We start from the raw sequence: 26,527 nt of genomic DNA, 5'->3' as shown, positions 1-26,527 counted from the left end.
GGCCGTCCGCCCCCGTATAGTTTGCGTAGGGTGCGTTTTGGCGCACCATTCGTCGGCGCTGTTCGGTGCGTTGCGCTTCGCTTCACGCATCCCACAAAGCTGAAAAGAGATAGCCCTCTCCCCCAATCGAACGTCATGAACAAGCCTGTACAGCCAGACCCCTGGCACGCCCTGGACGCGGGCGCGGTGATGGAGCGGCTCGGGACCCGGCGCGCGGGTCTGAGCGCCGAGGAAGCCGCCGAGCGCCTGGGGCGCTTCGGTCCCAATCGCCTGGCGCCGCCCAAGCGCCGCAGCCCCCTGGTCCGGTTCCTGCTCCAGTTCCACAACGTCCTCATCTACGTGCTGCTCGCGGCCGTCGTCGTCACCGCGGCCCTGGGTCACTGGGTGGACAGCGCGGTGATCCTCGGGGTGGTGCTGGTCAACGCCCTGATCGGCTTCTTCCAGGAGGGAAAGGCGGAGAAGGCGCTGGAGGCGATCCGCGGGATGCTCTCCCCCAAGGCCACGGTGCGCCGCGCTGGGCGCCGGATGGAGATCCCGGCCGAAGAGCTGGTGCCCGGGGACGTGGTGCTGCTCGCTTCCGGCGACAAGGTTCCCGCGGACCTGCGCCTGATCGAGGCGAATAGCCTGCGCATCGAGGAAGCGGCGCTTACCGGGGAGTCGGAGCCGGTGGAGAAGGCCCTCGTCCCCGTGGACCCCGGGACGCCCATCGGTGACCGGGTCTGCATGGCCTATTCCGGCACCCTGGTCACCTACGGCCAGGGGGCCGGGGTGGTGGTGGCGACGGGAGCGGCCACCGAGCTCGGGCGCATCGGCGCCATGCTGGAGCAGGTGGAGCAGGTGGAAACGCCGCTCCTGCGCAAGATGGCCGCCTTCGCCCGGCAACTGACGGCGGCCATCCTCGCCGCCGCGGCCCTGGTGTTCGCGTTCGGCATCCTGGTGCGGGACTACGCCGCCGCCGACATGTTCACCGCCGCAGTCGCCTTGGCGGTGGCGGCGATCCCGGAAGGGTTGCCCGCGATCCTCACCATCACGCTCGCCATCGGCGTGCAGCGCATGGCCCGGCGCAACGCCATCATCCGCCGGCTGCCGGCGGTGGAGACCCTAGGGTCGGTGACGGTCATCTGCTCCGACAAAACCGGGACGCTGACGCGCAACGAAATGACCGTGCGGCGCGTGGTGACGGCGGACGGGACGTTCGAGGTGGAAGGCGCCGGCTACGCGCCCCGGGGCGGCTTCCTGGTGGAGGGGCGGGAAGCGGCGGTGGACGACTACCCGGAGCTCCTGGAGATCGCCCGGGCGGCGCTCCTGTGCAACGACGCGACGCTGCGGGAAGAGGCGGGGGAATGGCGGCTGGAGGGCGATCCCACCGAGGGGGCGCTGGTGTCCCTCGCCCTCAAGGCCGGCCTCCGTCCCCGGGTGGAAGCGGAGGAGCGCCCGCGCATCGACGCCATCCCCTTCGAGTCCGAGCACCGGTTCATGGCCACCCTGCACCACGACCACGCGGGGCATGCCTTTGTTTACCTGAAGGGTGCGCCGGAACGGGTGCTGGAGCTGTGCAGTGCCCAGCGCAGCCGCGGGGAGGACCGCCCGCTGGATCTTCCCTATTGGCACCGCCGCATCGAGGAGACGGCCGCCGCCGGGCAGCGGGTGCTGGCGGCGGCCTTTCGCGCCGTCGAGCCCGGAAAGGGGGAGCTGCTCTTTGCCGACGTGGAACAGGGCGGGTTCACCCTGCTTGCCCTCTTCGGCCTGATGGATCCTCCCCGGGAGGAGGCGGTCCGGGCGGTGGAGCGCTGCCGCGGCGCCGGCATCCGAGTGAAGATGATTACCGGCGACCACGCGGTGACCGCCCGGGCCATCGGCGCCCAGCTCGGCATCGGCGACGGCGTGCGGGCGCTCACTGGCGTCGACCTGGAGACCATGGACCAGGCCGCCCTGCGACGGGCGGTGCAGGAGGCGGACGTGTTCGCCCGGGCGAGCCCGGAGCACAAGCTGCGGCTGGTGCAGGCCTTGCAGGCGAACGGCGAGGTGGTGGCCATGACCGGCGACGGGGTGAACGACGCGCCGGCCCTCAAGCGCGCCGACGTGGGCGTCGCCATGGGGCGCAAGGGAACCGAGGCGGCCAAGGAGGCGGCCGCCATGGTGCTGGCCGACGACAACTTCGCCTCCATCGCCCACGCGGTGGAGGAAGGGCGCACCGTGTACGACAACCTGCGCAAGGCCATCACCTTTCTGCTGCCCATCAACGGCGGCGAATCCTTGAGCCTGGTGGCGGCGATCCTCGCGGGGGCGACCCTGCCCGTCACGCCGGTGCAGATCCTGTGGGTCAACATGGTGAGTTCGGTGGGGCTCGCCCTGGCCTTGGCCTTCGAGCCCACCGAGCCCGACGTGATGCGCCGCCCGCCCCGGCCGGTGGGGGAGCCCATCCTGTCCGGCTTCCTGCTGTGGCGCATCGCCCTGGTTTCGACGCTCTTTCTCGCCGGCATCTTCGGCATGTTCCAATGGGCGCTCGCCCGCGGCGCCGGCGTGGAGGAGGCGCGCACGGTGGCGGTCAATACCCTAGTGGCGATGGAGGTGTTCTATCTTTTCAGCGTGCGCTACCTGCGCACCCCTTCCTTCACCTTCGAGGGCGTCAAGGGCACGGGGCCGGTCTTGATCGCGGTGTTCACCGTGTTCGGCCTGCAGCTTCTCTTCACCTACGCGCCCTTCATGGAGCTGTTCTTCGGCAGCCGGCCCCTCGCCATCGGCCAGGGCATCGAGGTGGTGGCGGTGGGGGTGGCGCTCCTCGTCATCCTGGAGGTGGAGAAGTTTCTGCGGCGGCGGATCGGAGCGATGGCTTCGCGCCCGCCGGCTTGACTCGCAGGCGAACCTCGGTTCGCGATGCCCGCATTGCTCATCGTGAAGCTTGCCCGATCGGACGGCCCATGCCTGCGTTCGACGACCGCCTGATCGCCCTCTACCCGTTTCTCGCGCGGCTCGCCCCGCCGCTGCGCAGCCGCATCGAGCGGGAGGCCCAGGCGGCCGCGTTGCCCTCCGGGGCCATCGTCTTCGACGAGCGGCAGCCCTGCCGGGGATTTCCCTTCGTCCTGGGCGGCGCGGTGCGGGTGTCCAAGCTTTCCCCCGGCGGGCGCGAATTGCCCCTCTACCGCGTGCGGCCCGGCGAGAGCTGCATCATCACCTCCAGTTGCCTTCTGGGGGAGGCCCGCTACAACGCCCGCGGCACGGCGGAGGGAGAGACGGAGCTGGTGCTGTTGCCTGCGCCGGTTTTCACCGAGCTGCTCGCCACGCCCGAGTTTCGCACCTTCGTCTTCCGGTTGTTTTCCGAGCGCCTAGCCGACCTCATGCAGTTGGTGGAGGAAGTGGCCTTCCGCAAGCTGGACCAGCGCCTCGCCGCTCTGCTGCTCAAGCGGGGCCGCACCGTCCGGGCCACCCGCCAGCAGTTGGCCGACGAATTAGGGAGCGTGCGGGAGATGGTGAGCCGGCTCCTCGGGAGCTTCGCCGACCAGGGCCTGGTCGCTCTGGGCCGGGAGCAGATCTTGGTCCTCGACCCGGAAGGCTTGAGGCGCATCGCCGAAGGTCTGTGACCTAAGTCACAGACGGGGGCCGGGCCGAGGGCGTTGAATAGGGTCGGTACAAGCAGACAGGAGGTAACCATGAAGACGAATGTGGGAAGCATCGACCGGGTGCTGCGGGCCGGGGTCGGCATCGCCCTGATCGGCTTGACCCTGACCGGAACCATCGGCGCCTGGGGCTGGATCGGGATCGTGCCCCTGGCGACGGCGCTGGTGGGCTTCTGTCCCGCCTATTCCCTGCTGGGGCTCAACACCTGCTCCGCGAAAAAGTGAGGCCCGCCTGAGCGCCCGGGCAGCGGGAGGTTTCGCGGGCACGCCGGCCCCGCTATCATGAGCCCATGGAGCTGGGCATCGTCGGGCTGGGCAGGATGGGCGCCAACATGGCGCGGCGACTGCGGCGGGCCGGGATCGGGCTCGCGGCGTGGAACCGCAACCCTGCCGTCGCCCATGCCCTCGCTGCGGAGACGGGATTGGCCGCCGCCGATTCCCTGGAGCGGCTCACCGCGCTTCTCCCCCCGCCCCGGGTGGTCTGGCTCATGCTGCCGGCGGGGGAGGTCACCGGGCAGCATATCGAAGCCATCGCGCCCCTCCTCGCGCCAGGGGACGTGCTCGTCGACGGGGCCAATTCCCATTACAAAGATTCCATGCGCCGCGCCGCCTCCCTGGCGCAGCGGGGCATCGACTTCGTGGATGCCGGGGTATCCGGCGGCGTGGGGGGGCTCGAGCACGGCTACGCCCTCATGCTGGGGGGCTCGGCGCGGGCGGTGGCGCGCCTGGAGCCGATCCTGAAGGCCCTCGCCCCGGCACACGACCGGGGCTGGCTGCACTGCGGCCCGGCCGGCGCGGGCCATTTCGTCAAGATGGTCCACAACGGCATCGAGTACGCAATGATGCAAGCCTATGCTGAGGGCTTCGCGCTTCTCGAGGCGCAACCGGACTTCCAGCTCGATCTCGCCGCCATCGCCGAGACCTGGCGGCACGGCACCGTGATCCGGAGCTGGCTGCTCGACTTGACCGCCGAGGCGCTGGCGGAGAACCCCGCGCTTACGGGGGTCGAGCCCTGGGTGGCGGACTCGGGGGAGGGGCGCTGGGCCGTGGAGGAGGCCGTCGCGCGCGGGGTACCGGTGCCGGCGATTTCCGCCGCCCTCATGATGCGCTTCGCGAGCCAGGGCAAACACGATTACGCCTGGCGGCTGCTGGCCGTGATGCGCCGCCAGTTCGGCGGGCATCCCGTTCGGACCCGCGAGACGGAATGACCCAGGTCCCGCGGGAGCCCTGCTCCTTCGTCATCTTCGGGGCCACCGGGCACCTCGCGACCACCAAGCTCCTGCCCGCCCTGTGCCAGCTCGAGGCCGAGGGGCGCCTGCACGAAGGCCTGCGCGTCATTGCCTTCGCGCGCCGGGCGTGGCGCCGCGCAGACTGGCTGGAACATCTGCACCCGGCGCTCAGCCAGCGGCTCGGGAGCGAATGCGGCCCGGAGGTCTTCGATCGCTTCGCCGCCCGGTTCGACTACGTGGCCGGCGACCTCAACGATCCCCAAGCTTACCCGCGCCTCGTGGAAGTCCTGGGCAAGCCCCACTTGGGGGCGTGCGAAAACGTCATCTTCTACCTCGCCATCCGGCCCCAGGATTTCGCCACCGTGATCGAGAACCTGAACCGCGCCGGCATCAACCGTTCCCACGGCAGGCACCGCATCGTGGTGGAGAAACCCTTCGGCGAGGATCTGGACAGCGCCCGCCGGTTGAACGCGCTGCTACACCGCCACTTCGACGAGGGGCAGATCTACCGCATCGACCATTACCTGGGCAAGGAGACGGTGCAGAACCTGTTCGTTTTGCGCTTCGCCAACATGCTCGTCGAGCCGGTGTGGAACCGCAACCACGTGGATCACGTGCAGATCACCGTGGCGGAGACGGGGGGCGTCGGGGGCCGCGCCGGCTACTACGAGCACGCCGGAGCCCTGCGCGACATGGTGCAGAACCATCTGATGCAGTTGGCCGCGGTGGTGGCGATGGAGCCCCCCGCCTCCTTCGATCCCGACGCGATCCGGGACGAAAAGGTCAAGGTGCTGCGCGCCATCCGCCCGATACCGGAGGGAGCCGCCAGCGCCTTCGCCGTGCGCGGGCAGTACGCCCGCGGGACGGTGGCGGGGGAGACCGTGCCCGGCTACCGGGAAGAGCCGGGGGTGGACGGGGCGTCCGACACCGAGACCTACGCGGCGCTCAAGCTCTACATCGACAACTGGCGCTGGCGCGACGTCCCCTTCTACCTCCGCACCGGCAAGCGGCTGGCGAGCGCCTTCTCCTCCATCGCCGTCCGCTTCAAGCACCCGCCCCAGCGCCTGTTCGACGCCGGCGGGACGGCGCCGGAGCCCGATTGGATTCTCCTCTCGCTCCAGCCCGCGGAGTGCGTGCACCTGGAGCTCCAGGCCAAAGAGCCCGGCACGGAAATGCGCACCCGGGTTTTGCGCTTGAACGCTTCCTACCGCCAGGCCCGGGCATCATCGATGGAGGCCTACAAGACCCTGCTGCTGGACGTGATCGAAGGCGACCAGAGCCTCTTTCTGCGCTTCGACGAGGTGGAATGGTCGTGGCGGGTGGTGGATCCCATCCTGCGCCATTGGGTCCGGGACCGGAACCCCGTCAGCCCCTATCCGGCGGGCACCTGGGGGCCGGAGGAAGCCGATCGCCTGTTCGACCGGGAAGACCACTGCTGGCGCAATCTCATTGATTGAGCCTTGTGACGATCCAGACCCTGCGCTGGCACGTGTACCCCGACGCCGCGGACCTGGTGCGGCACGGCGCCCGGGCGATCGCGCGCGCGAGCCGCGAGGCGATCGCGGCGCGTAGCGCGTTCCATCTGGTCCTCGCCGGGGGCGAGACGCCGCTCCCGGTCTACGAACGGTTGCGCTTCGCCGAGACCGATTGGAGCGCCTGGCACGTGTACTTCGGGGACGAGCGCTGCCGGCCGCGGGGCGACCCCGCCCGCAACGACACGCGCATTGCCGAGCGCTGGCTCGATCACGTGCCCATTCCCCCCGCCCAGATTCACCCCATCCCCGCGGAGCTGGGGCCGGAAGCCGCCGCCTCGGCCTACGCCCGAACGCTCGCGTCGGTGGGCGAATTCGACCTGGTGTTGCTGGGCTTGGGCGAAGACGGGCATACCGCCAGCCTCTTTCCCGGCCTCGCCCCGGAGATAGACCGGGAGACGGACGTCCTCCCCGTGCGCGATGCACCCAAGCCCTCGCCCGAGCGGGTCAGCCTGAGCGCGTCGCGCCTCAGCCGGGCGCGCCAGGTGCTCTTTTTCGTGCAAGGCGAGCCCAAGCGCGCCGCGGTGGCCGCGTGGCGTCGCGGCGAGGACATCCCGGCGCGGCGCATCGCCCCCGCCCGAGGCGTGGACGTTTTGCTCGACGTGCAAGCGGTGGGATGGGAAGATGCGCCTTCGCGGTAGGGTGCGTTGAGCAAGAGCGAAACGCACCGTGAAGCCAGAACCGCTCCTTATCATGCGCTGGAGCGCACCCTGCGGCTATCGGACCGAGTCTAGGATTTCGATGTAGCGCTCCACTGGCGTGCCCAGGAGTACCTGGGCCGCCGACCAGGCGATCAGGGCGCGGGCCCGGGCCTCCGTGCCACGGGCTTCGGCCTCCCGCAGGTCCCGCTGTTGCCGCAGAAACTCTTCCATGGGCGCCATGCCCACCCGCAGCAGCTCGGCCTGGACCCGCACCACCTCCTCCCGGGCGGCGATCTCCTGCTTAAGCGCCTCGGCGTCGGCGCGGGCGGTGTCGTAGGCCGAACGCAGGGCGGCCCATTGGCGCGCCACGTCCCGGCGAGCCGCTTCCCGCTCCTCCCGCGCGGCGCGGGCCTGGGCCCGGGCGGCGTCGGCGCGGGCCCAGGCGGCGGGGTCGATGGGCAGGCTCACCCGCGCCGACAGGGTCCAGGTGTCCGGCGGCAACGCTCCGCTGTCGAACTGGAAATAATCCGCCCCCAGGGAGAAGGCGGGCCAGAGCTGCCGCCGCGCTTCCTCGGCCCGGGCGGCTTGGGCTTCCGCCCGCGCTTGCGCGAGCTCCAGGGGCAGGGCGCTATCGATCCCACCTTCCGGCCAGGCCGGCGCGGCGGAGAGGGTCTCGGAGGGCAACTGGCGCTGGCCGCTCGCTTCCTCTAGTGCCGTGAGTGCCTCCTCGATCGCCGCCTGCAGACGGGTCTGCTCCGAGTGCAGCCGGGCCTGTTCGCTTTCGGCCAGGCGCAGGTCCACCAGGGCCGCCTGCCCGATCTCCACTTCCCGCTGGATGCGCTCGATGGTTTGTCGGACCCGCTCCTGCTGCACCTTCAACACCTGCACCTGGTGCAGCAAGGCCTGCAGGCGCACGTAGGCGCTGGCGGTGTCATGGAGCTTCAGAAGCGCCGTCTGCCGCTCGGTGAGCCGCGCCGCTTCCAGATCGCCCTGCGCGGCGCGCCGGGCGGCGGCGATGGCCCCCGCCAGGTCCACGGGCAACTGATAGGCCACCCCGTAGCGGGAGACGTCCCGGGAGAAGGGCATGGCGGCCAGGGCGGCGGGAGAGAGCACGCCGACGAAGCGCTCCCCCTCGTAGCGGGCGGCCTCGGCGACCAGGCTCGCGGCGCCCAGGGTGCGGCGCCGAGCAGCATCGAGTTGGCGGTCGGCCGCCTCCTTCGCGGCGGCCCGGGCCGCCACGGCCGGGTGCGCAAGGCTCGAGCGCAGGAGGTCCCCTAGCTCCCCGGCGCCGGCGCTCGCCCACGCAGCGAGCCCGCCGATCAACAGGGCGAGTCGTCGACTCTGCAAGCGCCAACGCTTCATGCCGCTTCCATAGCGAGCTGCTCCAGTTGCCGGTGCCCCAGCAGCCCAGGCTGCTGCCAGCGCAGCGCGCCGTCCTTGAACAGGGCGAAGTTGGGGATGCTGCGCACGCCGAAACGGCTCGCCAGCACGGGGTGCTCTTCGGTGTTCACCTTGAGCACGACGGCCTTGCCCGCCAGGTTGGCGGCGGCCTTGGCGACTTCCGGGCCGGCCATGCGGCAGGGGGCGCACCAGGGCGCCCAGAAGTCCACCAGCACCGGTACCCTGGCCTCCCGGGTGATCTCGGCGAAGAGCGCTTCGTCCGCCTCGACCGGCTCGGCTAGGGGCGGAAGCTCGCGCTTGCAGGCGCCACAGCGGCCAGTGTCCGCCAGATGGGCTGCCGGCACCCGGTTCTTCGCGCCGCAATGGGAACAGACCCGGATCATGGCCGCCCCTCCTTGCCCCCGGCAGGCGATCCTTCGCCCGCGCTTGAAGGCGGCCAATCGACGAGAAACGCGCCCCGCAGATCCCCCGCTCGGAAGCCGGTCGCCTGGTCTTCCGGATAGTGCCGTTTCAGGGCTGCCTGTACCGACGCCGGGATCTCGGTGCCGTGGCAGGCGAGGCAGGGCGGCTGGGCAATGATGGCCCTCATGTAGCGCGCGCCGCCGTCGGGCCGCGCTTCGAAGCGCTCCAGGGTTTCCGGCCCGGCGCCGCCGGCAAGCGCCCCCTGAAAACCCTCGAGGACGGCCCGGGCGTCCGCGTCGGGGGCGTTGGCCGGATTGCGGATGCGCAGCGCCGTGCGTCCCACCCGTGCGCCGCTTTGGGCCGAGAGCCCCGCGGCGATCGCCGGCGCTTCTTCCTTGCACACGCCAATAGCGTTCACTGGACCGCCCTGCTCGAGGGCACTGGTGAGCTTTTGCTTGAGCGCTTGCTGGAACGAGTCGGCGAGCGCACGGGAACGCTCCAGACGGGGGTCTGGGGATCCGGCCGCCAGCGCTGGCACGGTGACCAGCGCGAAGAGTGTCGCGGCCAACAGCAAGGATGAGTTCATCATGGGGTCGCTCCTTTTCAGCTTTCTTTAAGCCGTGTGATGCCCAGCGCCCGGAGCACGTATTTCTCGTAGATCGGCTCGGTGGCGCCGGTCTTCATCTTGCGCAGGAAGTACTTCTCGAAGGCCACCTTGGCGAGATGCACCCATTTGCCCTGCTTGGCCCAGGTGACGTTGCGGGGCGGGATCTGGGGCAGCGCCACGAAGGCCACCCCGTCGTCCCCCAGGTCGGCCAGGCAGATGGCGTTCCAGGTGGCTTTGGCGGAAGGGGGGCGGCCCTCCAGCTCGGCTTTGATGTTCTCCACGATGGCCGTGACCATGGACTCGATCATGTAGCCGGTCTTGGGCGCGCCGGTGGGCACCGGGGTGGCTTCCACCGGCGGAATCGCCACGCACACGCCGGCGGAGAAGACGTTGCGGTATTTCGGATTGCGCTGGTGCTCGTCCACCAGCACGAAGCCGCGGGGATTGACGAGGCCCTCCACCGCGGCCACCGGGTCCACGCCCTTGAAGGCGGGAATGAACATGGTGTAGCGGGAGGCAAGCTCGTGCTCCTTGACCGCCTCGCCCCGCTCGTTGTGCTCGGTCACCTTTACACCCTCTGCCGTGGCCTCGAGCACCTTGGAGTTGGTGATCCACTTGATGTGCCGCTGGCGCAGCTCCGACTCCAGCAGGCCCTTGGAATCGCCCACCCCGCCCAGGCCCATGTGGCCGATGTAGGGCTCGCTGGTGACGAAGGTCATGGGCACCCGGTCACGGAGCTTTCGCTTGCGCAGATCTGCGTCCAGGATCATGGCGAACTCGTAGGCCGGACCGAAGCAGCTCGCCCCCTGGACCGCGCCGATGACCACCGGGCCGGGATTTTCCAGGAACTTGCGGTAAGCGCCGTGGGCGTGCTCGGCGTGGGGCGTGGTGCACACGCTGACGGTGTGACCTTCGGGGCCTAGCCCGGGGATCTCGTCGAAGGCGAGCTTCGGCCCCGTGGCGATCACCAGGTAGTCGTAGGAGAGGGTCTCGCCGTTGGCCAGGGTCAGGCGGCTCGCCTGCGCCTCAATCTTCGCTACCGCCTGGGCGAGGAAGCGGATGCCTTTCTTTTCCACGTGGGGGCGGATCGGCACCAGGATCTGCTCCGGCTCGCGCCAGCCGACCGCGACCCAAGGGTTGCTGGGGGTGAACTGGAAATGCTCGGAGGCGTTGACCAGGGTCACCTGGTGGGATTTTCCGAGGGCTTTCCTGAGATCGTAGGCGGCCGGCATCCCGCCGAGGCCGGCGCCCATTACGACGAGATGAGCCATGGCGCTCCTCCTCTAAGAGTCGTCTTGTCAAACATGACGAAGCTCATTATATTAGAAACATCTAATTTAGCAAACTCGAAAATACTGCCATGGGCATCATGCCCGCGGCGGGAAAGGACGACGCGCCATGCTATTGAGGCAGTTTTTCGACGCAAACTCCAGCACTTATACGTATTTGATCGCTTCGGGCAAGGGGCGCGAAGCCCTGATCATCGACCCGGTGAAAGAGCAGGTTCCCCAGTATCTCACCGCCATCGAGCAGCTCGAGTTGCGACTCGTCCGGGCGATCGACACCCATACCCACGCCGACCATGTCACGGGTCTCGGCGATCTGCGCGACGCGACCGGCTGCGTCACGATGATGGGCGAGTTCACCAAGGCCGAATGCGTCTCGCAAAGCGTCCGCGAAGGGGAGGTGATCGACGTGGACGGGATCAAGCTGGGCGCCCTCTATACCCCGGGACACACCGACGAATCGTTCAGCTTCGTCCTCCGTCCGGAGGCCCCGTACGCCGTCTTCACCGGAGACGTGCTGCTCATCCGCGGCACGGGGCGCACCGACTTCCAAAACGGCGACCCGGAGAAGTCCTGGGATTCCATCGTCAACAAACTGTTTCGGCTCCCCGACGAGACCTTGGTCTACCCAGCCCACGACTACAAGGGATGGACGGTCTCCACCATCGGCGAGGAGAAACGGTTCAACCCGCGCATCGCCGGCAAGACGCGCGAGCAGTACGTGGAAATCATGCGCAATCTGCGCCTGCCGGACCCGCGGCTCATGGATGTGGCCATTCCCGCCAACCTGGCCTGCGGCAAAGCTCGATAGCCGCCCGGCGGCGGCGCAGGGCCAAGAACCCGCGCGTTGCGCGCGGGAAAGCGGAAGGAGCACCGCGCTCAAGGGGTCGAAGCGGTGGACTCGGGACCGGAAGCCGCGGCCCGGGCCAGGCGCCAGACGAGCACGGCGCCCAAGGCGACGGCGAGCGCCGCGAGTCCCGCGCCTGCCTGCTGCTGCGTTGAGAGGCTATAAACGTTGCACAAGCGCTCCTCGGTGAACGCCCAATATAGCCCCAGCCAGAGCGTCATCTGCAGGAGATAGCCCAGGAAGAAAAGCCGTACCACGGCAGGAGCGCGCATGACCGCCTGGCGCAGCGAAGCGCCACAGGCGAGGAGCGAAGCGACCTTGAGGGCGTCGATGCCCGGTTCAAGCACCGCGCGATCGATGGCCGAAGGTAGCATCCAATAGCTCACGACGACGAGGCAGAACGAGAAGCTGCTGAGCCCTTGCATGTCGAAGCGCGCCCCGAGCCGGGCGCCGGGATCGATTCCTGCCATAAGCCCTCCTCCGGCCGCCCACAGCAAGGGCATCTGCACCAGCATGTGGAGTACCATGCTGTTCTCGATGCCCGTGCGCAAGCCCGGGGCCGACAGCGCCGCTGCGAGCAGCGCGAGGATGCCCCAGGCAAGGGTGCTAGCGCGGCGGCGCACGATCGGCCAGCGCGGCGGCGTGAAGCGCATAAGCGAGGGCCCGCTGGGGAGCTTCCATGTCTTCGATACGCAGCAGGCGTCCGTCTGCGGAAATCACATAGAGCGCGGCGTTGTGCTCGAATTCGCCGAGGGGTGCGGGAATGACGACCAGGCCGAAATGCGCGAGCAAAGCGCGGTGCTCATCCGGCCGCGCGAGCGTCGCGAAGCGCCACACCCGAGGTTCGGCGCCCATGCGCCGGGCGTAGGACTGCAGCACGTCGGGCCGGTCGTGCGCCGGATCGAAGCTTATGCTGAGGAGTCCGACGCGGTGCTCCAGGCCCTGTGCCAAGATTTGCCTCTGCAGTTGCGCCATCACCGTTCCCTGGGCCAAGCACAGGGAGGTGCAGCGGGCATAGAAAAAGTCCGCGATCCAGACCAAGGGACCTGCGGCGACGAGCACCGGCAGAGCCTGCATTTTACCCCTCTCGTCAATGACGGCGAGCGCCGGCAATAGAGGGGCGTTCTTTTCCACCTGGAGGCGGCGCAGGGATTCGCTGGTGAAAGCGCGGCCGCCTTCCGTCTGCCAGGAAATCAACGTAAGGCCGATTGCCAGGATCGCTGCGACGGCGAGCAGCGTGAGGCGCCAGGAGCCGGTCTGGGGTGTCCCGTTCATTGCTGCGACGCCTTGAGGGCTTCGCCTCCTTCGTACGGTTGAGCGCGATCCCGGGTGGCGGCGCGCACCTGCGCCACCTGTTCCGCCGTGACCGCGCTAGCAGCGTTGCCCCAGGCGCTGCGGATGTAAGTGGCCACGGCGGCGATCTCGGCATCCGACAGGGCAGCAAATGAAGGCATGGCACCCTGGTACTTCGCACCGCGAACTTCGATTTCACCGCTGATGCCGTGCAGGAGGGCGGCGATCAGTACCCGCTCCGGGCCCAGCACCCACTCGGAGCCGGCGAGGGGCGGAAACACACCTGCCACCCCTTGGCCGTTCGCCTGATGGCAAGCCGAGCAGCGGGCCATGAACAGCGCCTGGCCGTCGGGCGCGGGCGCCGCGCCTTGGTGGTCCACCTTCGGTGGCGCGAGGGCGCTTGCGCTGCGCCCATCGCCCACGTCCGACCCTTCGCCGAAAGGGGTGGTCACGATGTAGAACGCGCCCCACATCGCCATGGCCCCCAGCAGCATGGTGACGATCCAAGGCAGGGGTCTTGTCTGCTCGCTGGGATCGGCTTGCTCGCGGCGGATGGCCGCGGGGTGTTTTTCGGGTTCGGTCATGGCTTGGCGACCTCCTTGGGCTGGGGCCACGCAGGATAGGTGCGATCGAGCGCCAGCAAGTAAGCGACCAGATCGAGCGCCTCCGGCTTGGCCACGAGCGTCACCCCGGGTTCGCTGTAGTCGGGCGGAAGATGCACCACGACCTCGCCTGCCTTGGCCGGGCCTTTGCGCGCTTCGAACAGAAACGGGTAGGCCGGCATGATAGAGCCCGGAACGTAGGCCCTCGGCTGGTAGAGGTGGCCGAGATGCCAGTCGCGGCTCGGCTGCCGCGCACCGATATTCAACAAGTCAGGGCCGGTGCGCATGGTGCCGAGCAAATGCGGGCGATCATAGGCGTAGTCGCCGGCGATGGAGGGCCTGCCCCAACCACGTTGCTGATCGGCGGGGGACTGGCGTGGGTCGCGGGGCTGCTGCGAGTGGCAATAGACGCAGCCGTTGGCGATGTAGACCTGGCGGCCGCGCCACTCGGCTTGGCTATAGGGTTTAAGCCCTGCAGGCGGCCTGATCTCGCGCAGCAGCAGGTAGGGGAGGACCACCAGGATCGAGGTGGCGAGCGCGAGGATCACCATGGCGCCGACGATCAGGCGAGCTTCGTCCATTTCCCAGCGTCCGGCAAGTTTCATAGCGCGCCTCCTGCCGCGGCTTTAGCTCGAAACCCCGCAGGTCCGAGCAGGGCTGCGCCGAGACGGCGCGGCCCGAAGCGCCAACCCATGAGGAAAAAGTGCAAGGCGAACACCAGGTGCCCCAGCGTCATCAACGCGCCGCCCAAGGAGCGCGCTTCCAGGTAAGGTATGGTGAGGGTGACCGATTCCATGAACGGGCGCTGCGCATCGAGCAGCGCAAGGCCTTGCAGCCACCCGCCGACGGTGAGGGCGACGAAATAGACGGCGAATCCCGCCACCACCAGCCAGAAATGGAGCGAGATGAGCCGCGGATAGGGCCACTCCCAGTCCATGATGCGGGGCATGATGAAGTAGATGGCGCCGAACATCACCATGGAGAAGAAGCCGTACAGGCCCAGATGGGCATGAGCCACCGTGAAATGGGTGAAATGGGTGACCGTGTTGACCGAACGCAGCGATTCCAGCGAGCCCTGCAGAGAGGCCAACGTATACATCATTGCGCCCAGCACCACGAAGCGCAGGGTGGGCGAGTAGAGCAAGGCCCGGAAGTTACCCACGACCGTCATATGCTGGTTGATGGCTACGGCGATCACCGGGATCACCATCATCACGCTTTGCACGATGGATATCGTGATCAGCCACGACGGCACGGGGCCGCCAATCAGATGGTGACCACCGACCTGGCTGTAGAAAAAGGCAAGCGCCCAGAAGCCGAGCAGGGACAAGTTGTAGGAGTAGATCGGTTTACCGAGCACCTTGGGAATGAAATAGTAGGCGGCCGCCAGCCCGATGGGGGTGAACCACAGTCCTAGCACGTTGTGCCCGTACCACCAGTTCATGGCCGCTTGTTGCACACCGAAGTGCAGGCCGGGGATGTTGGCCACCAGGTAAAGGATGGGAAACCACAACAACCCGGCCGCGATGTACCACACCGAGACGTAGAGATGATGCACGCGGCGCTTAAGCAGGGTGAGCAGCAAGGGCACGCCGAGCAAGGCGCCTCCCAGGATCAGAAGCACGGCTGCGGGCAGCGGAAACTCCAGCCATTCCATGCCGTTGCTGTGCCCGGTGGCGATCGCCGCCACGCCGATCAGCACGCCCAGGTTCCAGATGGCGCCGCCGGCAAGGGCCCAGCGGGCGCCTGCCAGTTCCGTCTTCAGCAACCGGGGCAGGAGCCACAGCGAGACGCCGATGGCGGCAAACGACGCCCAGCCGTAGGCGACGGCGTTCAGGTGGATGGGCCGGATGCGCCCGAAAGTGAGCCACGCTTGATCGGCGAGCCAGTCTGGCGCGTGCAGCTTGATGGAAGCGATCAGTCCGGCGATGGAGCCCACGATCAGCCAGAGTACCGCGAAGGTGAGGGCGACACCGGCCACCAGGGCGCTGGAGCGGTCGGCGCGCAGCCGCTCTTCCAGCTCGACGGGATCGACGGGCGGACCGGCGGCGCTCTGGCTCGAGACCGCCGCTTGCAGCGCTTGGAGCCCCGTTCCGGTCGCGGCCGGCTCCTCGACCCGTCCCGGTTCGTGCTTGGCGAAAATGATTTTGGCGGCCTCCACGCCGGAGCCGAACAGGTCCTTGGACATGGACCAGATGAAAACGAAGAGGGCGAGCAGGGAAAGGAGAAATGTGGAAAGCAATAAGCCCGCGGTCAACTCCATGATGTCGTTCCCTGTTTCTCGAAGAAGGTAATACTCGTAAGGCTCGGTCCAGGATCTGCCGCGCGCCGCTCGAGCGGCGGTACCCCTTTCTTCGGGACCTGGGTATGCGCGGTCCCACGACAGCCGATCGACACCGCGCGGCCCGGTTTGCGCCGGATGTGAAAGAAGGCTCGAGTAGAGTGGGCAATGGTCATGCGAGCGTTGCCTGGGGCGGTCAAGGTGCGCCTTCGGCACATGTCCCTTGCGATCCGGGACAAGAGGTATTATATTAGTAAAAGCTAAATTAGCAAGAGGTAAAATAAGGTGAGCCAGGTTTTGGATCGGTCCAGCGCTCGTCTACCGGAGGCAGACGAGATGGCCCGGCACGCCGACGATGCAGCGGCCTTGCTCAAGAGTCTGGCCAATCCGCACCGGCTGCTGATTCTGTGCGTGCTGGGGGAGGGGGAGCAATCGGTGGGCGAGCTCAACGAGCGAATTGCGCTGTCCCAATCGGCCTTGTCCCAGCACCTCGCCGTACTGCGCGAGGAGGGGCTGATAGCCGCCAGACGCGAAGCCCAGACCATTTATTATTCGGTGCGCCCCGGCCCTGCGTTGGATATCATCCGCGTGCTGCACGGCCATTACTGCACCGTTCCACGATCCCGATCCCGAAAGAAAGGTGTTTGACCATGGAAAAGCGAGCCGCCATGACCCCGCATCCCGAGACCTTAGATGCCGCTGGCAGCAACGTGGACAAGCTGGTGTTCCGATTCGCCGGACTATTCATCCTGGTCTCGCTCGCGCTGTCCCAGGTGCACAGCATCCACTGGCTGTGGTTGACCGCTTTTGTGGGCGCCAACATGCTGCAGGCGTCATTCACCGGCTTCTGTCCCCTGGCGATGTTGCTCGCCAAGCTGGGCGTCAAGCCCGGCGCGGCCTTCTGCCCGGCGAAGCGCCCTGCCTGACCCGGAGGACCCTCGTGACGATTCCCCGCGCCGCATGGCTGCTGCTGGCGGCAGTTTCCTTCACGGCCTGCTCGGAGGCGCCTGCGCCCGCGGACAGGCCCCCGGTCGCCGCCGCGACCTCCCTGGAGACGGTCACCCTGGAGCCTGCGCGCGTCCCGCGGGAGACCGTGTTCGACGGCGTGGTGGAGGCGGTCAACCAGGCGACGGTGTCGGCCCAGACCAGCGGGCGAGTGGTGGAGCTGCCCTTCGACGTGGGCGACTACGTGGAGAAGGGGGAAGTCATCGTGCGGCTGCGGGACACCGAGCAGCGGGCGCGCCTGACCAACGCCCAGGCCGCCCTGGCGGAAGCCGAAGCGCGCCTGGCCGAGGCCCAGCGGACCTACGAGCGCATCAAGGATCTGTACGACAAGCGGTTCATCGCCAAGGCCCAGTTCGACCGGGCGGAAGCGGAGCTGCGTTCCGCCCAGGCGCGGGTGACGGCGGCCGAGGCCGCGATCAGGGAAGCCCGGGAAGGCCTGGACTACACGGTGGTGCGGGCGCCCTATAGTGGCATCGTGGTGCGCCGCGACGTCAAGCTGGGCGAGTCCGTGGCCCCCGGCCAGCCCCTTATGACCGGCCTGTCCCTGGAGCACCTGCGGGTGGTGGTAGACGTGCCGCAACAGCACATCGGTCCCCTGCGCAGGCACCGCAAGGCGCGTGCGATCCTGCCCGGGGGCAAAAGCGTGGAGGTCACCGGGCTGCGCATCCCGCCGGCGGCCGATCCCGCCACCCACACTTTCCGGGTGCTGGCGACCCTGCCGGCGGGCGAGCAGGGCGCCAACGGCAGCGTGCTCCCGGGCACCCTGGTGAAGGTGGCCTTCGTGAGCGGGGAGGAGGAGCGGCTGCTGCTGCCGCCCCAGGCCATCGTCCGCCGCAGCGAAGTGACGGCGGTGTACGTGGTCGATGCGGAGGGTCGGGTCGCCTTCCGTTACGTGCGCGTCGGCACGCCGGCCGGCGACGGGCGCGTGCCGGTGCTGGCGGGCCTCGAGCCCGGAGAGAAGGTGGCCATCGATCCCATCGCCGCCGGTATCGCCTACAAGCGCCAGCACGGGGGCGCGGCATGACGGACGGGCCCCGGCTGGGCATTTCGGGCCGCATCGCCCGGCAGTTTCTCACCACCGAGATCACCCCGCTTCTCGCCTTGACCGGCCTGCTCATGGGGCTCTTTGCGGTGCTGGTGACGCCGCGGGAGGAAGAACCCCAGATCAACGTCACTTTCGCCAACGTCTTCATCCCTTATCCCGGCGCCTCGGCCCGGGAGGTGGAATCCCTGGTGACCACGCCGGCCGAGCAGGTGGTCTCCGAGATCGAAGGCGTGGAGCACGTGTACTCGGCCTCCATGCCGGGGCTCGCGGTGCTCACCGTGCGCTTCGAGGTGGGCGAGCCGCGCACCGACGCCCTCGTGCGGCTGTACAACGCCTTTTATTCCAACCAGGACTGGCTGCCGCCGGGGGTCGGGGTCGGCCCGCCCCTCATCAAGCCCAAGGGCATCGACGACGTGCCGATTCTCGCCGCCACCCTGTGGAGCGAGGACCCGGCCATCGGCGCGAACGAGCTGCTGCGCGTCGCCCATGCCGTACAGTCCGAGCTGCAGCGGGTGCCAGGCACCCGGGACATCGACGTGATCGGCGGCCCGGACCGGGTGGTACGGGTGCGCTTCGACCCGCGGCGGCTCGCCGCCTACGGCCTGTCCCTGGACGATCTGCGCCGGGCCCTGGGCACGGCCAACGCCTCCCGGGACGCGGGCTCCCGGGTGGAGGATGGCCGGGAACTCCTGGTACAGGCCGGCACCTTCCTCAGCACACCCGAGGAAGTGGCGGACCTGGTGGTGGGCTTGCACCAGGGGGCGCCGGTGTTCCTGCGGGACGTGGCGCAAGTCGCCCTCGGACCCGACGAGCCGGAGCGCTACGTCACCTTCGGCGTGGGCCCGGCAGCCGGTTCCAAGGGGCTGCCGCCCACCGGCCACCATCCGGCGGTCACCATCGCCGTCTCCAAGAAACCGGGCGAAAACGCGGTGACCGTAGCCGAAGCCCTGATTCAGCGCTTCGAGCAGTTGAAGGGCATCTACTTTCCCGACGGCGTGCGCTCGACCATCACCCGCAACTACGGGGAGACCGCCTCCGACAAGGCGCGGACCCTGATCCAGAAGCTCGTCTTCGCCACCGTCTCGGTGGTGGTGCTGGTGCTCATCGCCCTGGGTCGGCGCGAGGCGATGGTGGTGGGCGCGGCGGTCATCGTCACCCTGGCGATCACCCTGTTCGCCTCCTGGGCCTGGGGTTTCACCCTCAACCGGGTGTCCCTGTTCGCCCTGATCTTCTCCATCGGCATCCTGGTGGACGACGCCATCGTCGTCGTGGAGAACATCCACCGCCACATGGTCCAGGGAGGAAGATCGCTCACCGAGGCGATCCCCCTCGCGGTGGACGAGGTGGGCGGGCCCACCATCCTCGCCACCTTCACCGTCATCGCCGCGTTACTCCCCATGGCCTTCGTCACCGGCCTGATGGGTCCCTACATGCGGCCCATTCCCATCAACGCCTCCACCGGCATGCTGATCTCCCTGGCGGTGGCGTTCATGTTCACCCCCTGGCTCTACCGGCGGCTGTTCCTCAAGGCGCAGGCCCACGGCCCGGCCCCCGGGGAAGAGCGCGCCGCGCGGCTGCTCCAGGCCTTCTTCGCCCGCGTCATGACCCCCTTCCTGCGCCGGCAGGCGGGCCGCCGCAATCGCTGGCTGCTGCTGGCGGCGCTGCTCGTTCTGATCGCGGGCTCCCTTTCCCTGGTGGGCCTGCAGGCGGTCATCATGAAGATGCTGCCCTTCGACAACAAGAGCGAGTTCCAGGTGCTGGTGGACATGCCGGAAGGCACCCCGGTGGAGGAGACCCAGCGGGTGTTGGACGCCCTCGCCGCCCATTTGCGCGGGGTCCCGGAAGTGACCGACTACCAGATCTACGCCGGCTCATCCGCCCCGATCAACTTCAACGGACTGGTGCGCCAGTATTACCTGCGCAAAGCGCCCCACCAGGGCGACATCCAGGTCAACCTGGTGGACCGGCGCCACCGCGACCGGGAAAGCCACGAGATCGCCGCCGCCGTGCGCGAACCCCTGCAGCAGATCGGCCGGGCGTTCGGCGCCACGGTGCGCATCGTCGAGGTGCCGCCGGGTCCGCCGGTTCTCGCCCCCCTGGTGGCGGAGATCTACGGGCTCGACTACGCGCGGCAACTGGACGTGGCGCGCCAGGTGCGGGCCGTGTTCGAAGCGACCCCCGACGTGGTGGACGTGGACGACACGCTGGAGGCGCCCCAGTCGAAGCTGGTGGTGGCGGTGGATCGGGCCCGCGCCGCCAGGCTGGGGGTCACCCAGGACAGCGTGGCCGCGGCGGTCAGCGCGGCGATCCGCGGCGAGGACATTTCCTATCTGCACAGCGAGCACGCCCGGGTGCCCGTTCCCGTGCGCCTGGAGCTGGACCCCGGCGACAAGGCCGACGGGGAAGCGCTCGGAGCATTGCGCGTGCGCTCGCAAAGCGGGGCGCTGGTCCCCTTGTCGGAGATCGCCGAGATCCGGGAAAGCGAGCGGGAGCAAACCATCCACCACAAGGACCTGCTGCCCGTGGTCTACGTCACCGGGGACGTGGCCGGCCGCACCGACAGCCCCATGTACGGGCTGCGGGCCATCGCAGCACGCCTTGCCGAAACCCCCATCGACGGGGCGCCGATCAGGCAGTTCCTGATCCGCCAGCCGGAGAATCCCTACGAATGGAGCATGAAGTGGGACGGAGAGTGGCAGGTAACCTACGAGACCTTCCGCGATATGGGGATCGCCTATTCGGTGGGGCTGATCCTCATCTACCTGCTGGTGGTGGCCCAGTTCCGCTCCTACGGGGTGCCCCTCATCATCATGGCGCCGATCCCCCTCACCCTGATCGGCATCATGCCCGGGCACGCGCTCCTGGGGCAGCAGTTCACCGCCCCGTCCATGATCGGCATGATCGCGCTCGCCGGCATCATCGTGCGCAACTCCATCCTCCTGGTGGACTTCATCCAGCAGGAAGTGGCCGCCGGCAAGCCCCTGCAGGAGGCCACCCTCTCGGCCGCCGCGGTGCGGGCACGCCCCATCGCTCTGACGGCCCTGGCCGCCATGCTCGGTGCCCTCTTCATCCTGGACGATCCGATCTTCGGCGGACTCGCCGTGTCCCTGATCTTCGGCATCTTCGTGTCGACGATCCTCACCCTCTTGGTCATCCCGGTGGTGTTCTACCACTACCACTGGCGCAAATTCCCCGATTGAGCGACAGGAGAGCGGACATGCCCGAGCAGATGTCCTTCACCATTTACCTGGAGCAGGAGCAGGACTACCGATTCCGCGTCGATTTCGGCGGGCTCGACGTACCCAGCCTGCTGGTGGACGAACCCGAGCCGTTGGGAGAAGGAAAGGGGCCGAACGCCGCCCGCCTGCTGGCTGCGGCGGTGGCCCACTGCCTGAGCGCGAGCCTGCTATTTTGCATGCGCAAGTTCAAGCAAAACCCGGGCAAGCTGCGCACCGACGTGACCGCCACCCTGGTGCGTAACGAGCGCGGGCGGCTGCGCATCGGGCGCATCGATGCGGCCATTCGCCTGGGCGACGCCGTCGAGCGCATTGCCCACTTCGACCGCTGCCTCGAGCAGTTCGAGGATTTTTGCGTGGTGACCGGCAGCGTCCGGCAGGGCATACCGGTGGGCGTGCGGGTGATGGACGGTGAGGGCAGGGAGGTCTACGCCGCCAAGGCGCGAGCGCAGACCCACGATGCGATCGGGGGTCTTTGATATAGGTCAAAACGGCGACTGGGCCGCCGGGAGACAATGGTGCCATCACCCTTCGAGGAAAAACGATGGGACACGGCAGAACGGCGAAGGAAAAAGCGCCGGGCGATGCCGCGAAAGCGGGCCTTGAGATCGGGTCGAGCGGAGGCCATCCGTCTACGCCCGCCCCGCCGCCGCGCCGCGACCTGGAGCGGGATTCCTACGCCGCCACCGCCCTGGGCGAGGTGATCGACCGGTCGCTCCATGCCACCCTGGCGCGTTTCACGGCGGGCATTTCCCCGGCTGCCCTGGCCGGCGCCTACCTGGACTGGGCCGCCCACCTGGCCACGAGCCCGGGCAAGCAGTTGAACCTCCTCGACAAGGCCTTCCGCAAGGCCGTGCGGCTCGCCAATTACGCCGGCCGCTGCATGCTGCAGGGAGGCAGCGCCGAGCCCTGCATCGAGCCCCTGCCCCAGGACCGGCGCTTCCTCGGGGAAGCCTGGCAGCGCTGGCCCTACAACCTCATCTATCAGGGCTTTCTCCTCGGCCAGCAGTGGTGGCACAACGCCACCACGGGCGTGCGCGGGGTGACCCGGCAGCACGAGCGCGTGGTCGAGTTCGTGACGCGCCAGATCCTGGACACCTTCTCGCCCTCCAACTTCCTTCCCACCAACCCGGAGCTGCTGGAGCACACGATGCGGCAGGGCGGGATGAACCTGGTACGCGGGGCCCAGAACTTCGCCGAGGACTGGGAGCGCGCCCTGGGCGGCAAGAAGCCCGTGGGCGCCGAGCGGTTCGAGGTCGGCCGCAACCTGGCCGTGACCCCGGGCAAGGTAATCTATCGCAACCGGCTGATCGAGCTGATCCAGTACGCGCCGGCGACGGAGCGGGTGCGGCCGGAGCCGATCCTGATCGTACCGGCCTGGATCATGAAGTACTACATCCTGGACCTGTCCCCGTCCAACTCCCTGGTTCGATACCTGACGGAACAAGGCTTCACCGTGTTCATGATCTCCTGGAAGAACCCGGGGCCCGAGGACCGGGACCTGGGCATGGAAGACTACCGCAGGCTCGGCCTGATGGCGGCTCTCGACGCCGTGACGGCGGTCGTGCCGGGGGCGCCGGTGCACGCGGTGGGCTATTGCCTCGGCGGCACGCTGCTCGCCATCGGTGCCGCCGCCATGGCCCGGGACGGGGACGAACGGTTGAAATCGATCACCCTGTTCGCCGCCCAGACGGATTTCGAGGAAGCCGGCGAGCTGATGCTGTTCATCAACGAAAGCCAGGTCACGTTCCTCGAGGACATGATGTGGGAGCAGGGCTTCCTCGACGCCAAGCAGATGGCCGGCGCCTTCCAGCTCCTACGCTCCAACGATCTCGTCTGGTCGCGCATGCTCCGGGAATACCTCATGGGCGAGCGCACCCCCATGACCGATCTCATGGCCTGGAACGCGGACGCGACCCGCATGCCCTACCGCATGCATTCCGAGTACCTGCGCCACCTGTTCCTCGACAACGACCTGGCCGAGGGCCGCTACCGGGTCGAGGGCCGGCCAGTCGCCCTCACGGACATCCGGGCGCCGATCTTCGCGGTCGGCACGGTGCGGGACCACGTCGCGCCGTGGCGCTCCGTGTACAAGATCCACCTGCTGAGCGACACCGAAGTCACGTTCCTGCTCACCACCGGCGGCCACAACGCGGGCATCGTCTCCGAGCCCGGTCGCAAGGGGCGAAGCTACCAGGTGCTCACCAAGTCCAAGGACGACCGCTATTCGGACCCGGATGCCTGGCTTACCATCGCGCCGCGCAAGGAGGGCTCCTGGTGGCCGGAGTGGGTCGCCTGGCTCGTGGCGCGCTCGGGCGATCCGGTGGCCCCGCCGCCCATGGGGGCGCCCGCCGCCGGCTACCCGCCCCTCTGGGACGCCCCCGGAACCTACGTGCTGCAGGCCTGAACCATGGAACTGCTCGAATTCGCCCGCGGTCCGGGACTCGCTCTGGCTCTGGCCCTGTTCCTGGGCGGCACCGCCTGGCGGCTCATCGGCCTCCTGCGCTTTCCGGTCAAGCCGGACTATTCGCAGCCCCGCAGCGCCGCCACGGGGCGCGGCGCGCTGCGGGCCATCGTCTCGCGCATGGTTCCCCACGCGGCGTTCCGCGAGCGGACCCTGGCTTCGATGGTCCACGCCTACGGGTATCACCTGGGTCTCGCCATCGTCTTCTTCGGCTACGGGCCCCACATCGCCTTCATCCGGCGCCTGACCGGACTTTCCTGGCCCGCGGTGCCCGGGTGGCTCTTCGCCCTCGCGGTGGCGTTCACCTTCGTCGGGCTGTTCTACGCCCTCTTCGTGCGGCTTTCCTCGCCCGTGCTGCACCTGCTCTCCACCTTCGACGACTACTTCAGTTGGTTCGTGACCCTGCTCCCCATGCTGACCGGCATGGCCCTCATCAGCCTGCCCATCGAGACCGGAGTCTATCCCGCTTCCCCGGCCAATCCGCTGTGGGTGGCGATTCATCTCCTGTCCCTGGAGTTGCTGCTCGCGTGGCTGCCGTTCGGCAAGCTCGCGCACGCCTTTCTCGTGTTCTTCTCCCGGGGCGCGACGGGGGCGGCCTTCGCCCGCAGGGGAGCCGAGCTATGAGCGACGCCAACGCCAAGCACCCCATCGATCTGGACTCGCCGCGCTTTTCTATCAGGAAGCCGCAGACGAGGTTCGACCGGCAAGGAGACAGGACGGACGAGGATCGCCTGGCGGCGGCAAGGCGGGCTTTCGCCCGGGATTTCGGGCGCACCGCGGCGATTTACCTGGAATCGTGCATCCGCTGCGGTCAATGCGCCGAAGCGTGCCATTTCCACGTGGCGACCGGCGATCCCCGCTATACCCCCATCTGGAAGCTCGAGCCCTTCCGGCGGATCTACCGGCGGGAGATGGGGCCCTTTGCGTGGTTCTACCGCGCGCTCCGCCTCGAGCCCAAAGTCACCGCCGCCCAGTTGGAGGAATGGCAGGAATTGATCTACGACGCCTGCACCCTGTGCGGGCGCTGCACCATGATCTGCCCCATGGGCATCGACATCGCCGGCCTGGTGGCACTGGCGCGCCACGCCATGTTCGAGGCGGGCTTGGTGCCCCACGAATTGTGGGCGGTGGCGGAGCGGGCGGAGCGGGAAGGAAGCCCCCTCGGCGCGACGCCCAAGGTGCTCAAGGAGCGGATCGCCTGGCTCGCCGAGGAGCACGAGATCGATATCCCCCTCGACCGGGAACGGGCGGACGTCCTGGTGACGCTTTCCTCCATCGAGATCATGAAATATCCCCAGTCGATCGTGGCCCTCGCCAAGGTGCTGAACCGCCTCGGGGAGTCCTGGACCCTGTCCACTCGCGGGTACGAGGCCACCAATTTCGGCATGCTTTCGGGAAACACGGCCTGGCAAAGGGACATGAGCATGAAGCTCATCGAGGCCGCGCTCGCGTGCGGGGCCAAGACGTTGATCCTGCCTGAGTGCGGCCACGCCTACGGGGCGATGCGCTGGGAGGGCGCCAACGTGTACGGGCAGCCGCTGCCCTTCCAGGTGCTGCACATCTCCGAATACCTAGCCGCGGCGGTGCGGGAGGGCCGCCTCAGGCTCAAGCTCCTGGGCAAATCGATCACCTTCCACGATCCTTGCCAGGTCTCCCGCCGCGGCGGCGCCACGGAGGCGCCCCGGGAGGTGCTGCGCGCCCTGGGGGCGGAGCTGCGGGAAACCCAGGACAGCGGCGCGCTCAACTGGTGCTGCGGCGGCGGAGGAGGCGTGGTCACCATCCACCGGGCCGACCCCCTGCGCTACCGGGCCTTCGAGATCAAAATGGCCCAGATCGACGCCCAGGACCCGGAGGTCCTGGCGACCTCCTGCAGCAACTGCCGCCAGACCTTCGACGACGGCCGGGCCCATTTCCGCTGGAACCGCAAAATGGGCAGCCTGCTGGAGCTGGTGGCCGAGCGATTGGCGGATTAGAACCCATCTCGAAATCGCTTCCCCGGTAGGGCGCGCTTCAGCGCACCGCTCGGGGGTCGCCTCGCCCCGGGGGCGGTGCGTTTCTCATCCGCTCAACGCACCCTACGAATCGGAGAAATGCATTGATCCTGCGCCTGGACAACTCGAGGAGCGACAGCCGGGGCTTGCCGGCAGCCTTGGCCTTTGATTTACGTCAAAGCCAAGGGCTGAGGGCGAGTTCATGATGGATCGAGTTCGCCACCCGAGAGCCGGCGGCGGGAATAGAAGGGGGAACCATGTACAAGCAAATGCTGGTGCCGGTGGACGGCAGCGTGCCCTCCAACCGGGCCCTCGAGGAGGCGCTGAAGCTCGCCAAGGAGCAGGGCGCCCGGGTGCGCCTGGCCCACGTGCAGAGCCGCTCCACAACCTGGCGATCGAGGGCTACGGCGATCTGGACGGGGCGGTGCGGGCCGAAGCCGAGCGGGTGCTGGCGGAGGCCGCTGCCCGGGCGCAGGCGGCGGGCGTGGAGGCGAGCACGACCCTCATCGAAGCCGGCGGGCGGCGCGTCGCCGCGGCCATCACGGACGAGGCGGCCCGCTGGGGCGCCGACCTCATCGTCATGGGGACCCATGGCCACCGGGGCTTCGAGCACCTGGTGCTGGGCAGCGTGGCGGAAGGGGTGATGCGGCGCGCCACGGTGCCGGTGCTGCTGGTGCGCGCCCGCTGATCTCCCGCCCCGGCGGGCCCCAAACCCTGGATAGCAACGGAGACCATCCACCATGATCGACCCGGCTGCCCAACGCGCCCGCCAACCCCGCAGCTACACGGTGATCGTGAAACTCAAGTCCAAAGGCGGCAGCGTCCCGGACACCGTCATGGCCTACGCGACGCTCGCCGCCAGCGCCGCCGAAGCCGAGCAGATGGTGATGGCGCGGCACCACAAGGACTGGGAGGCCCATTATCTGTTCGACGGCGTCGAGGCGGCCTTCCCCACGCAAGAGGAAGCGATATAGCGGGCCGCGTTTAGCGGCGAAGGTTCGGATTCTCGACAACGCCGGGGTCGACGTAGCCCCCGGCGCGGGAAGCG

At 68.4% G+C, this 26,527-nt stretch carries 26 protein-coding genes and 1 pseudogene; 18 read left to right on the top strand and 9 right to left on the bottom strand.

What is annotated here, in order from left to right:
- Nucleotides 1-135 precede the first annotated feature (135 nt).
- The 6 genes from ACUVYZ_RS06365 (at nucleotide 136) to pgl (ending at nucleotide 7,019) form a co-directional block, all read left to right on the top strand.
- Nucleotides 136-2,853, top strand: a complete 2,718-nt coding sequence (locus tag ACUVYZ_RS06365; protein ID WP_439933194.1) for a cation-transporting P-type ATPase — start codon at nucleotides 136-138, stop codon at nucleotides 2,851-2,853.
- A gap of 68 nt (nucleotides 2,854-2,921) precedes the next feature.
- The gene (locus ACUVYZ_RS06360) at nucleotides 2,922-3,581 is read left to right on the top strand and encodes a Crp/Fnr family transcriptional regulator (protein WP_439933195.1); all 660 of its coding nucleotides are present in this window, start codon (nucleotides 2,922-2,924) and stop codon (nucleotides 3,579-3,581) included.
- Between the two features lie 69 nt (nucleotides 3,582-3,650).
- The gene (locus ACUVYZ_RS06355; protein WP_439933196.1) at nucleotides 3,651-3,842 is read left to right on the top strand and encodes a YgaP family membrane protein; all 192 of its coding nucleotides are present in this window, start codon (nucleotides 3,651-3,653) and stop codon (nucleotides 3,840-3,842) included.
- 65 nt (nucleotides 3,843-3,907) lie between these two features.
- On the top strand, nucleotides 3,908-4,825 hold the full coding sequence (gene gnd / locus ACUVYZ_RS06350; RefSeq protein ID WP_439933197.1) for a phosphogluconate dehydrogenase (NAD(+)-dependent, decarboxylating): 918 nt from the start codon (nucleotides 3,908-3,910) through the stop codon (nucleotides 4,823-4,825).
- Nucleotides 4,822-6,303, top strand: coding sequence for a glucose-6-phosphate dehydrogenase (gene zwf / locus ACUVYZ_RS06345; RefSeq protein WP_439933198.1), 1,482 nt, complete (start codon nucleotides 4,822-4,824; stop codon nucleotides 6,301-6,303). Before gnd ends, zwf begins: the two co-directional genes overlap by 4 nt.
- Nucleotides 6,304-6,308: 5 nt before the next feature.
- Nucleotides 6,309-7,019, top strand: coding sequence for a 6-phosphogluconolactonase (gene pgl, locus ACUVYZ_RS06340; protein WP_439933199.1), 711 nt, complete (start codon nucleotides 6,309-6,311; stop codon nucleotides 7,017-7,019).
- Between the two features lie 75 nt (nucleotides 7,020-7,094).
- Here the strand turns inward: pgl and ACUVYZ_RS06335 are convergent, their stop codons facing one another.
- From ACUVYZ_RS06335 to ACUVYZ_RS06320, 4 genes are read right to left on the bottom strand one after another with little or no spacing between them, the layout of a single operon-like run.
- Nucleotides 7,095-8,381 carry a TolC family protein gene (locus tag ACUVYZ_RS06335; protein WP_439933200.1) on the bottom strand — a complete coding sequence of 429 codons (1,287 nt, stop codon included), beginning with the start codon at nucleotides 8,379-8,381 and terminating at the stop codon, nucleotides 7,095-7,097.
- A complete protein-coding gene (locus ACUVYZ_RS06330) occupies nucleotides 8,378-8,803 on the bottom strand; it encodes a thioredoxin family protein (protein WP_439933201.1) in 426 nt (141 codons plus the stop codon). The genes ACUVYZ_RS06335 and ACUVYZ_RS06330 overlap by 4 nt, the downstream gene beginning before the upstream one ends.
- Nucleotides 8,800-9,411: a Tll0287-like domain-containing protein gene (locus ACUVYZ_RS06325; RefSeq protein WP_439933202.1), complete on the bottom strand. Its 612-nt coding sequence runs from the start codon at nucleotides 9,409-9,411 to the stop codon at nucleotides 8,800-8,802. The genes ACUVYZ_RS06330 and ACUVYZ_RS06325 overlap by 4 nt, the downstream gene beginning before the upstream one ends.
- Before the next feature lie 14 nt (nucleotides 9,412-9,425).
- Nucleotides 9,426-10,700, bottom strand: a complete 1,275-nt coding sequence (locus tag ACUVYZ_RS06320; protein ID WP_439933203.1) for an NAD(P)/FAD-dependent oxidoreductase — start codon at nucleotides 10,698-10,700, stop codon at nucleotides 9,426-9,428.
- Between the two features lie 127 nt (nucleotides 10,701-10,827).
- On the opposite strand from ACUVYZ_RS06320, the gene ACUVYZ_RS06315 reads away from it, so the two are divergent.
- The gene (locus tag ACUVYZ_RS06315; protein WP_439933204.1) at nucleotides 10,828-11,526 is read left to right on the top strand and encodes an MBL fold metallo-hydrolase; all 699 of its coding nucleotides are present in this window, start codon (nucleotides 10,828-10,830) and stop codon (nucleotides 11,524-11,526) included.
- Between the two features lie 68 nt (nucleotides 11,527-11,594).
- On the opposite strand, the gene ACUVYZ_RS06310 is transcribed toward ACUVYZ_RS06315, so the two are convergent.
- Genes ACUVYZ_RS06310 through ACUVYZ_RS06290 form a run of 5 tightly spaced genes read right to left on the bottom strand, consistent with a single transcriptional unit; the run spans nucleotide 11,595 to nucleotide 15,720 of the window.
- Nucleotides 11,595-12,185, bottom strand: coding sequence for a hypothetical protein (locus ACUVYZ_RS06310; RefSeq protein WP_439933205.1), 591 nt, complete (start codon nucleotides 12,183-12,185; stop codon nucleotides 11,595-11,597).
- Entirely contained in the window at nucleotides 12,169-12,837 is a 669-nt protein-coding gene (locus ACUVYZ_RS06305; protein ID WP_439933206.1) for an SCO family protein, read from the bottom strand. The genes ACUVYZ_RS06310 and ACUVYZ_RS06305 overlap by 17 nt, the downstream gene beginning before the upstream one ends.
- Complete coding sequence (locus tag ACUVYZ_RS06300; protein ID WP_439933207.1) at nucleotides 12,834-13,439, bottom strand: c-type cytochrome; 606 nt, start codon at nucleotides 13,437-13,439, stop codon at nucleotides 12,834-12,836. Before ACUVYZ_RS06300 ends, ACUVYZ_RS06305 begins: the two co-directional genes overlap by 4 nt.
- On the bottom strand, nucleotides 13,436-14,062 hold the full coding sequence (locus ACUVYZ_RS06295; protein WP_439933208.1) for a cbb3-type cytochrome c oxidase subunit II: 627 nt from the start codon (nucleotides 14,060-14,062) through the stop codon (nucleotides 13,436-13,438). The genes ACUVYZ_RS06300 and ACUVYZ_RS06295 overlap by 4 nt, the downstream gene beginning before the upstream one ends.
- Complete coding sequence (locus ACUVYZ_RS06290; RefSeq protein ID WP_439933209.1) at nucleotides 14,059-15,720, bottom strand: cbb3-type cytochrome c oxidase subunit I; 1,662 nt, start codon at nucleotides 15,718-15,720, stop codon at nucleotides 14,059-14,061. Before ACUVYZ_RS06290 ends, ACUVYZ_RS06295 begins: the two co-directional genes overlap by 4 nt.
- Before the next feature lie 354 nt (nucleotides 15,721-16,074).
- Between ACUVYZ_RS06290 and ACUVYZ_RS06285 the strand changes: the two genes are divergently transcribed.
- The 11 genes and pseudogenes from ACUVYZ_RS06285 (at nucleotide 16,075) to ACUVYZ_RS06235 (ending at nucleotide 26,453) form a co-directional block, all read left to right on the top strand.
- Nucleotides 16,075-16,386, top strand: coding sequence for an ArsR/SmtB family transcription factor (locus tag ACUVYZ_RS06285; RefSeq protein ID WP_439933210.1), 312 nt, complete (start codon nucleotides 16,075-16,077; stop codon nucleotides 16,384-16,386).
- A gap of 20 nt (nucleotides 16,387-16,406) precedes the next feature.
- Nucleotides 16,407-16,664 (top strand): YgaP family membrane protein, encoded by a 258-nt coding sequence (locus tag ACUVYZ_RS06280; RefSeq protein ID WP_439933406.1) that lies wholly within the window; start codon nucleotides 16,407-16,409, stop codon nucleotides 16,662-16,664.
- A gap of 14 nt (nucleotides 16,665-16,678) precedes the next feature.
- The gene (locus tag ACUVYZ_RS06275; RefSeq protein WP_439933211.1) at nucleotides 16,679-17,767 is read left to right on the top strand and encodes an efflux RND transporter periplasmic adaptor subunit; all 1,089 of its coding nucleotides are present in this window, start codon (nucleotides 16,679-16,681) and stop codon (nucleotides 17,765-17,767) included.
- Complete coding sequence (locus ACUVYZ_RS06270; protein WP_439933212.1) at nucleotides 17,764-20,988, top strand: efflux RND transporter permease subunit; 3,225 nt, start codon at nucleotides 17,764-17,766, stop codon at nucleotides 20,986-20,988. Before ACUVYZ_RS06275 ends, ACUVYZ_RS06270 begins: the two co-directional genes overlap by 4 nt.
- A 17-nt stretch (nucleotides 20,989-21,005) precedes the next feature.
- Nucleotides 21,006-21,503: an OsmC family protein gene (locus ACUVYZ_RS06265; protein WP_439933213.1), complete on the top strand. Its 498-nt coding sequence runs from the start codon at nucleotides 21,006-21,008 to the stop codon at nucleotides 21,501-21,503.
- Nucleotides 21,504-21,568: 65 nt separating this feature from the next.
- Nucleotides 21,569-23,431 (top strand): PHA/PHB synthase family protein, encoded by a 1,863-nt coding sequence (locus tag ACUVYZ_RS06260; RefSeq protein ID WP_439933214.1) that lies wholly within the window; start codon nucleotides 21,569-21,571, stop codon nucleotides 23,429-23,431.
- 3 nt (nucleotides 23,432-23,434) lie between these two features.
- Nucleotides 23,435-24,112 (top strand): nitrate reductase, encoded by a 678-nt coding sequence (locus ACUVYZ_RS06255; RefSeq protein ID WP_439933215.1) that lies wholly within the window; start codon nucleotides 23,435-23,437, stop codon nucleotides 24,110-24,112.
- Nucleotides 24,109-25,461, top strand: coding sequence for a (Fe-S)-binding protein (locus ACUVYZ_RS06250; RefSeq protein ID WP_439933216.1), 1,353 nt, complete (start codon nucleotides 24,109-24,111; stop codon nucleotides 25,459-25,461). The genes ACUVYZ_RS06255 and ACUVYZ_RS06250 overlap by 4 nt, the downstream gene beginning before the upstream one ends.
- Nucleotides 25,462-25,736: 275 nt before the next feature.
- Nucleotides 25,737-25,802: pseudogene (locus tag ACUVYZ_RS06245) on the top strand (universal stress protein); the annotation flags it as partial.
- Nucleotides 25,803-25,903: 101 nt separating this feature from the next.
- On the top strand, nucleotides 25,904-26,167 hold the full coding sequence (locus tag ACUVYZ_RS06240; RefSeq protein WP_439933217.1) for a universal stress protein: 264 nt from the start codon (nucleotides 25,904-25,906) through the stop codon (nucleotides 26,165-26,167).
- A gap of 52 nt (nucleotides 26,168-26,219) precedes the next feature.
- Nucleotides 26,220-26,453 (top strand): hypothetical protein, encoded by a 234-nt coding sequence (locus ACUVYZ_RS06235; protein WP_439933218.1) that lies wholly within the window; start codon nucleotides 26,220-26,222, stop codon nucleotides 26,451-26,453.
- The last annotated feature ends 74 nt before the right edge of the window (nucleotides 26,454-26,527 follow it).

This window comes from Pelomicrobium sp. P1 (genome assembly GCF_052805615.1).
This window is presented reverse-complemented; position numbering and strand designations above follow the sequence as displayed.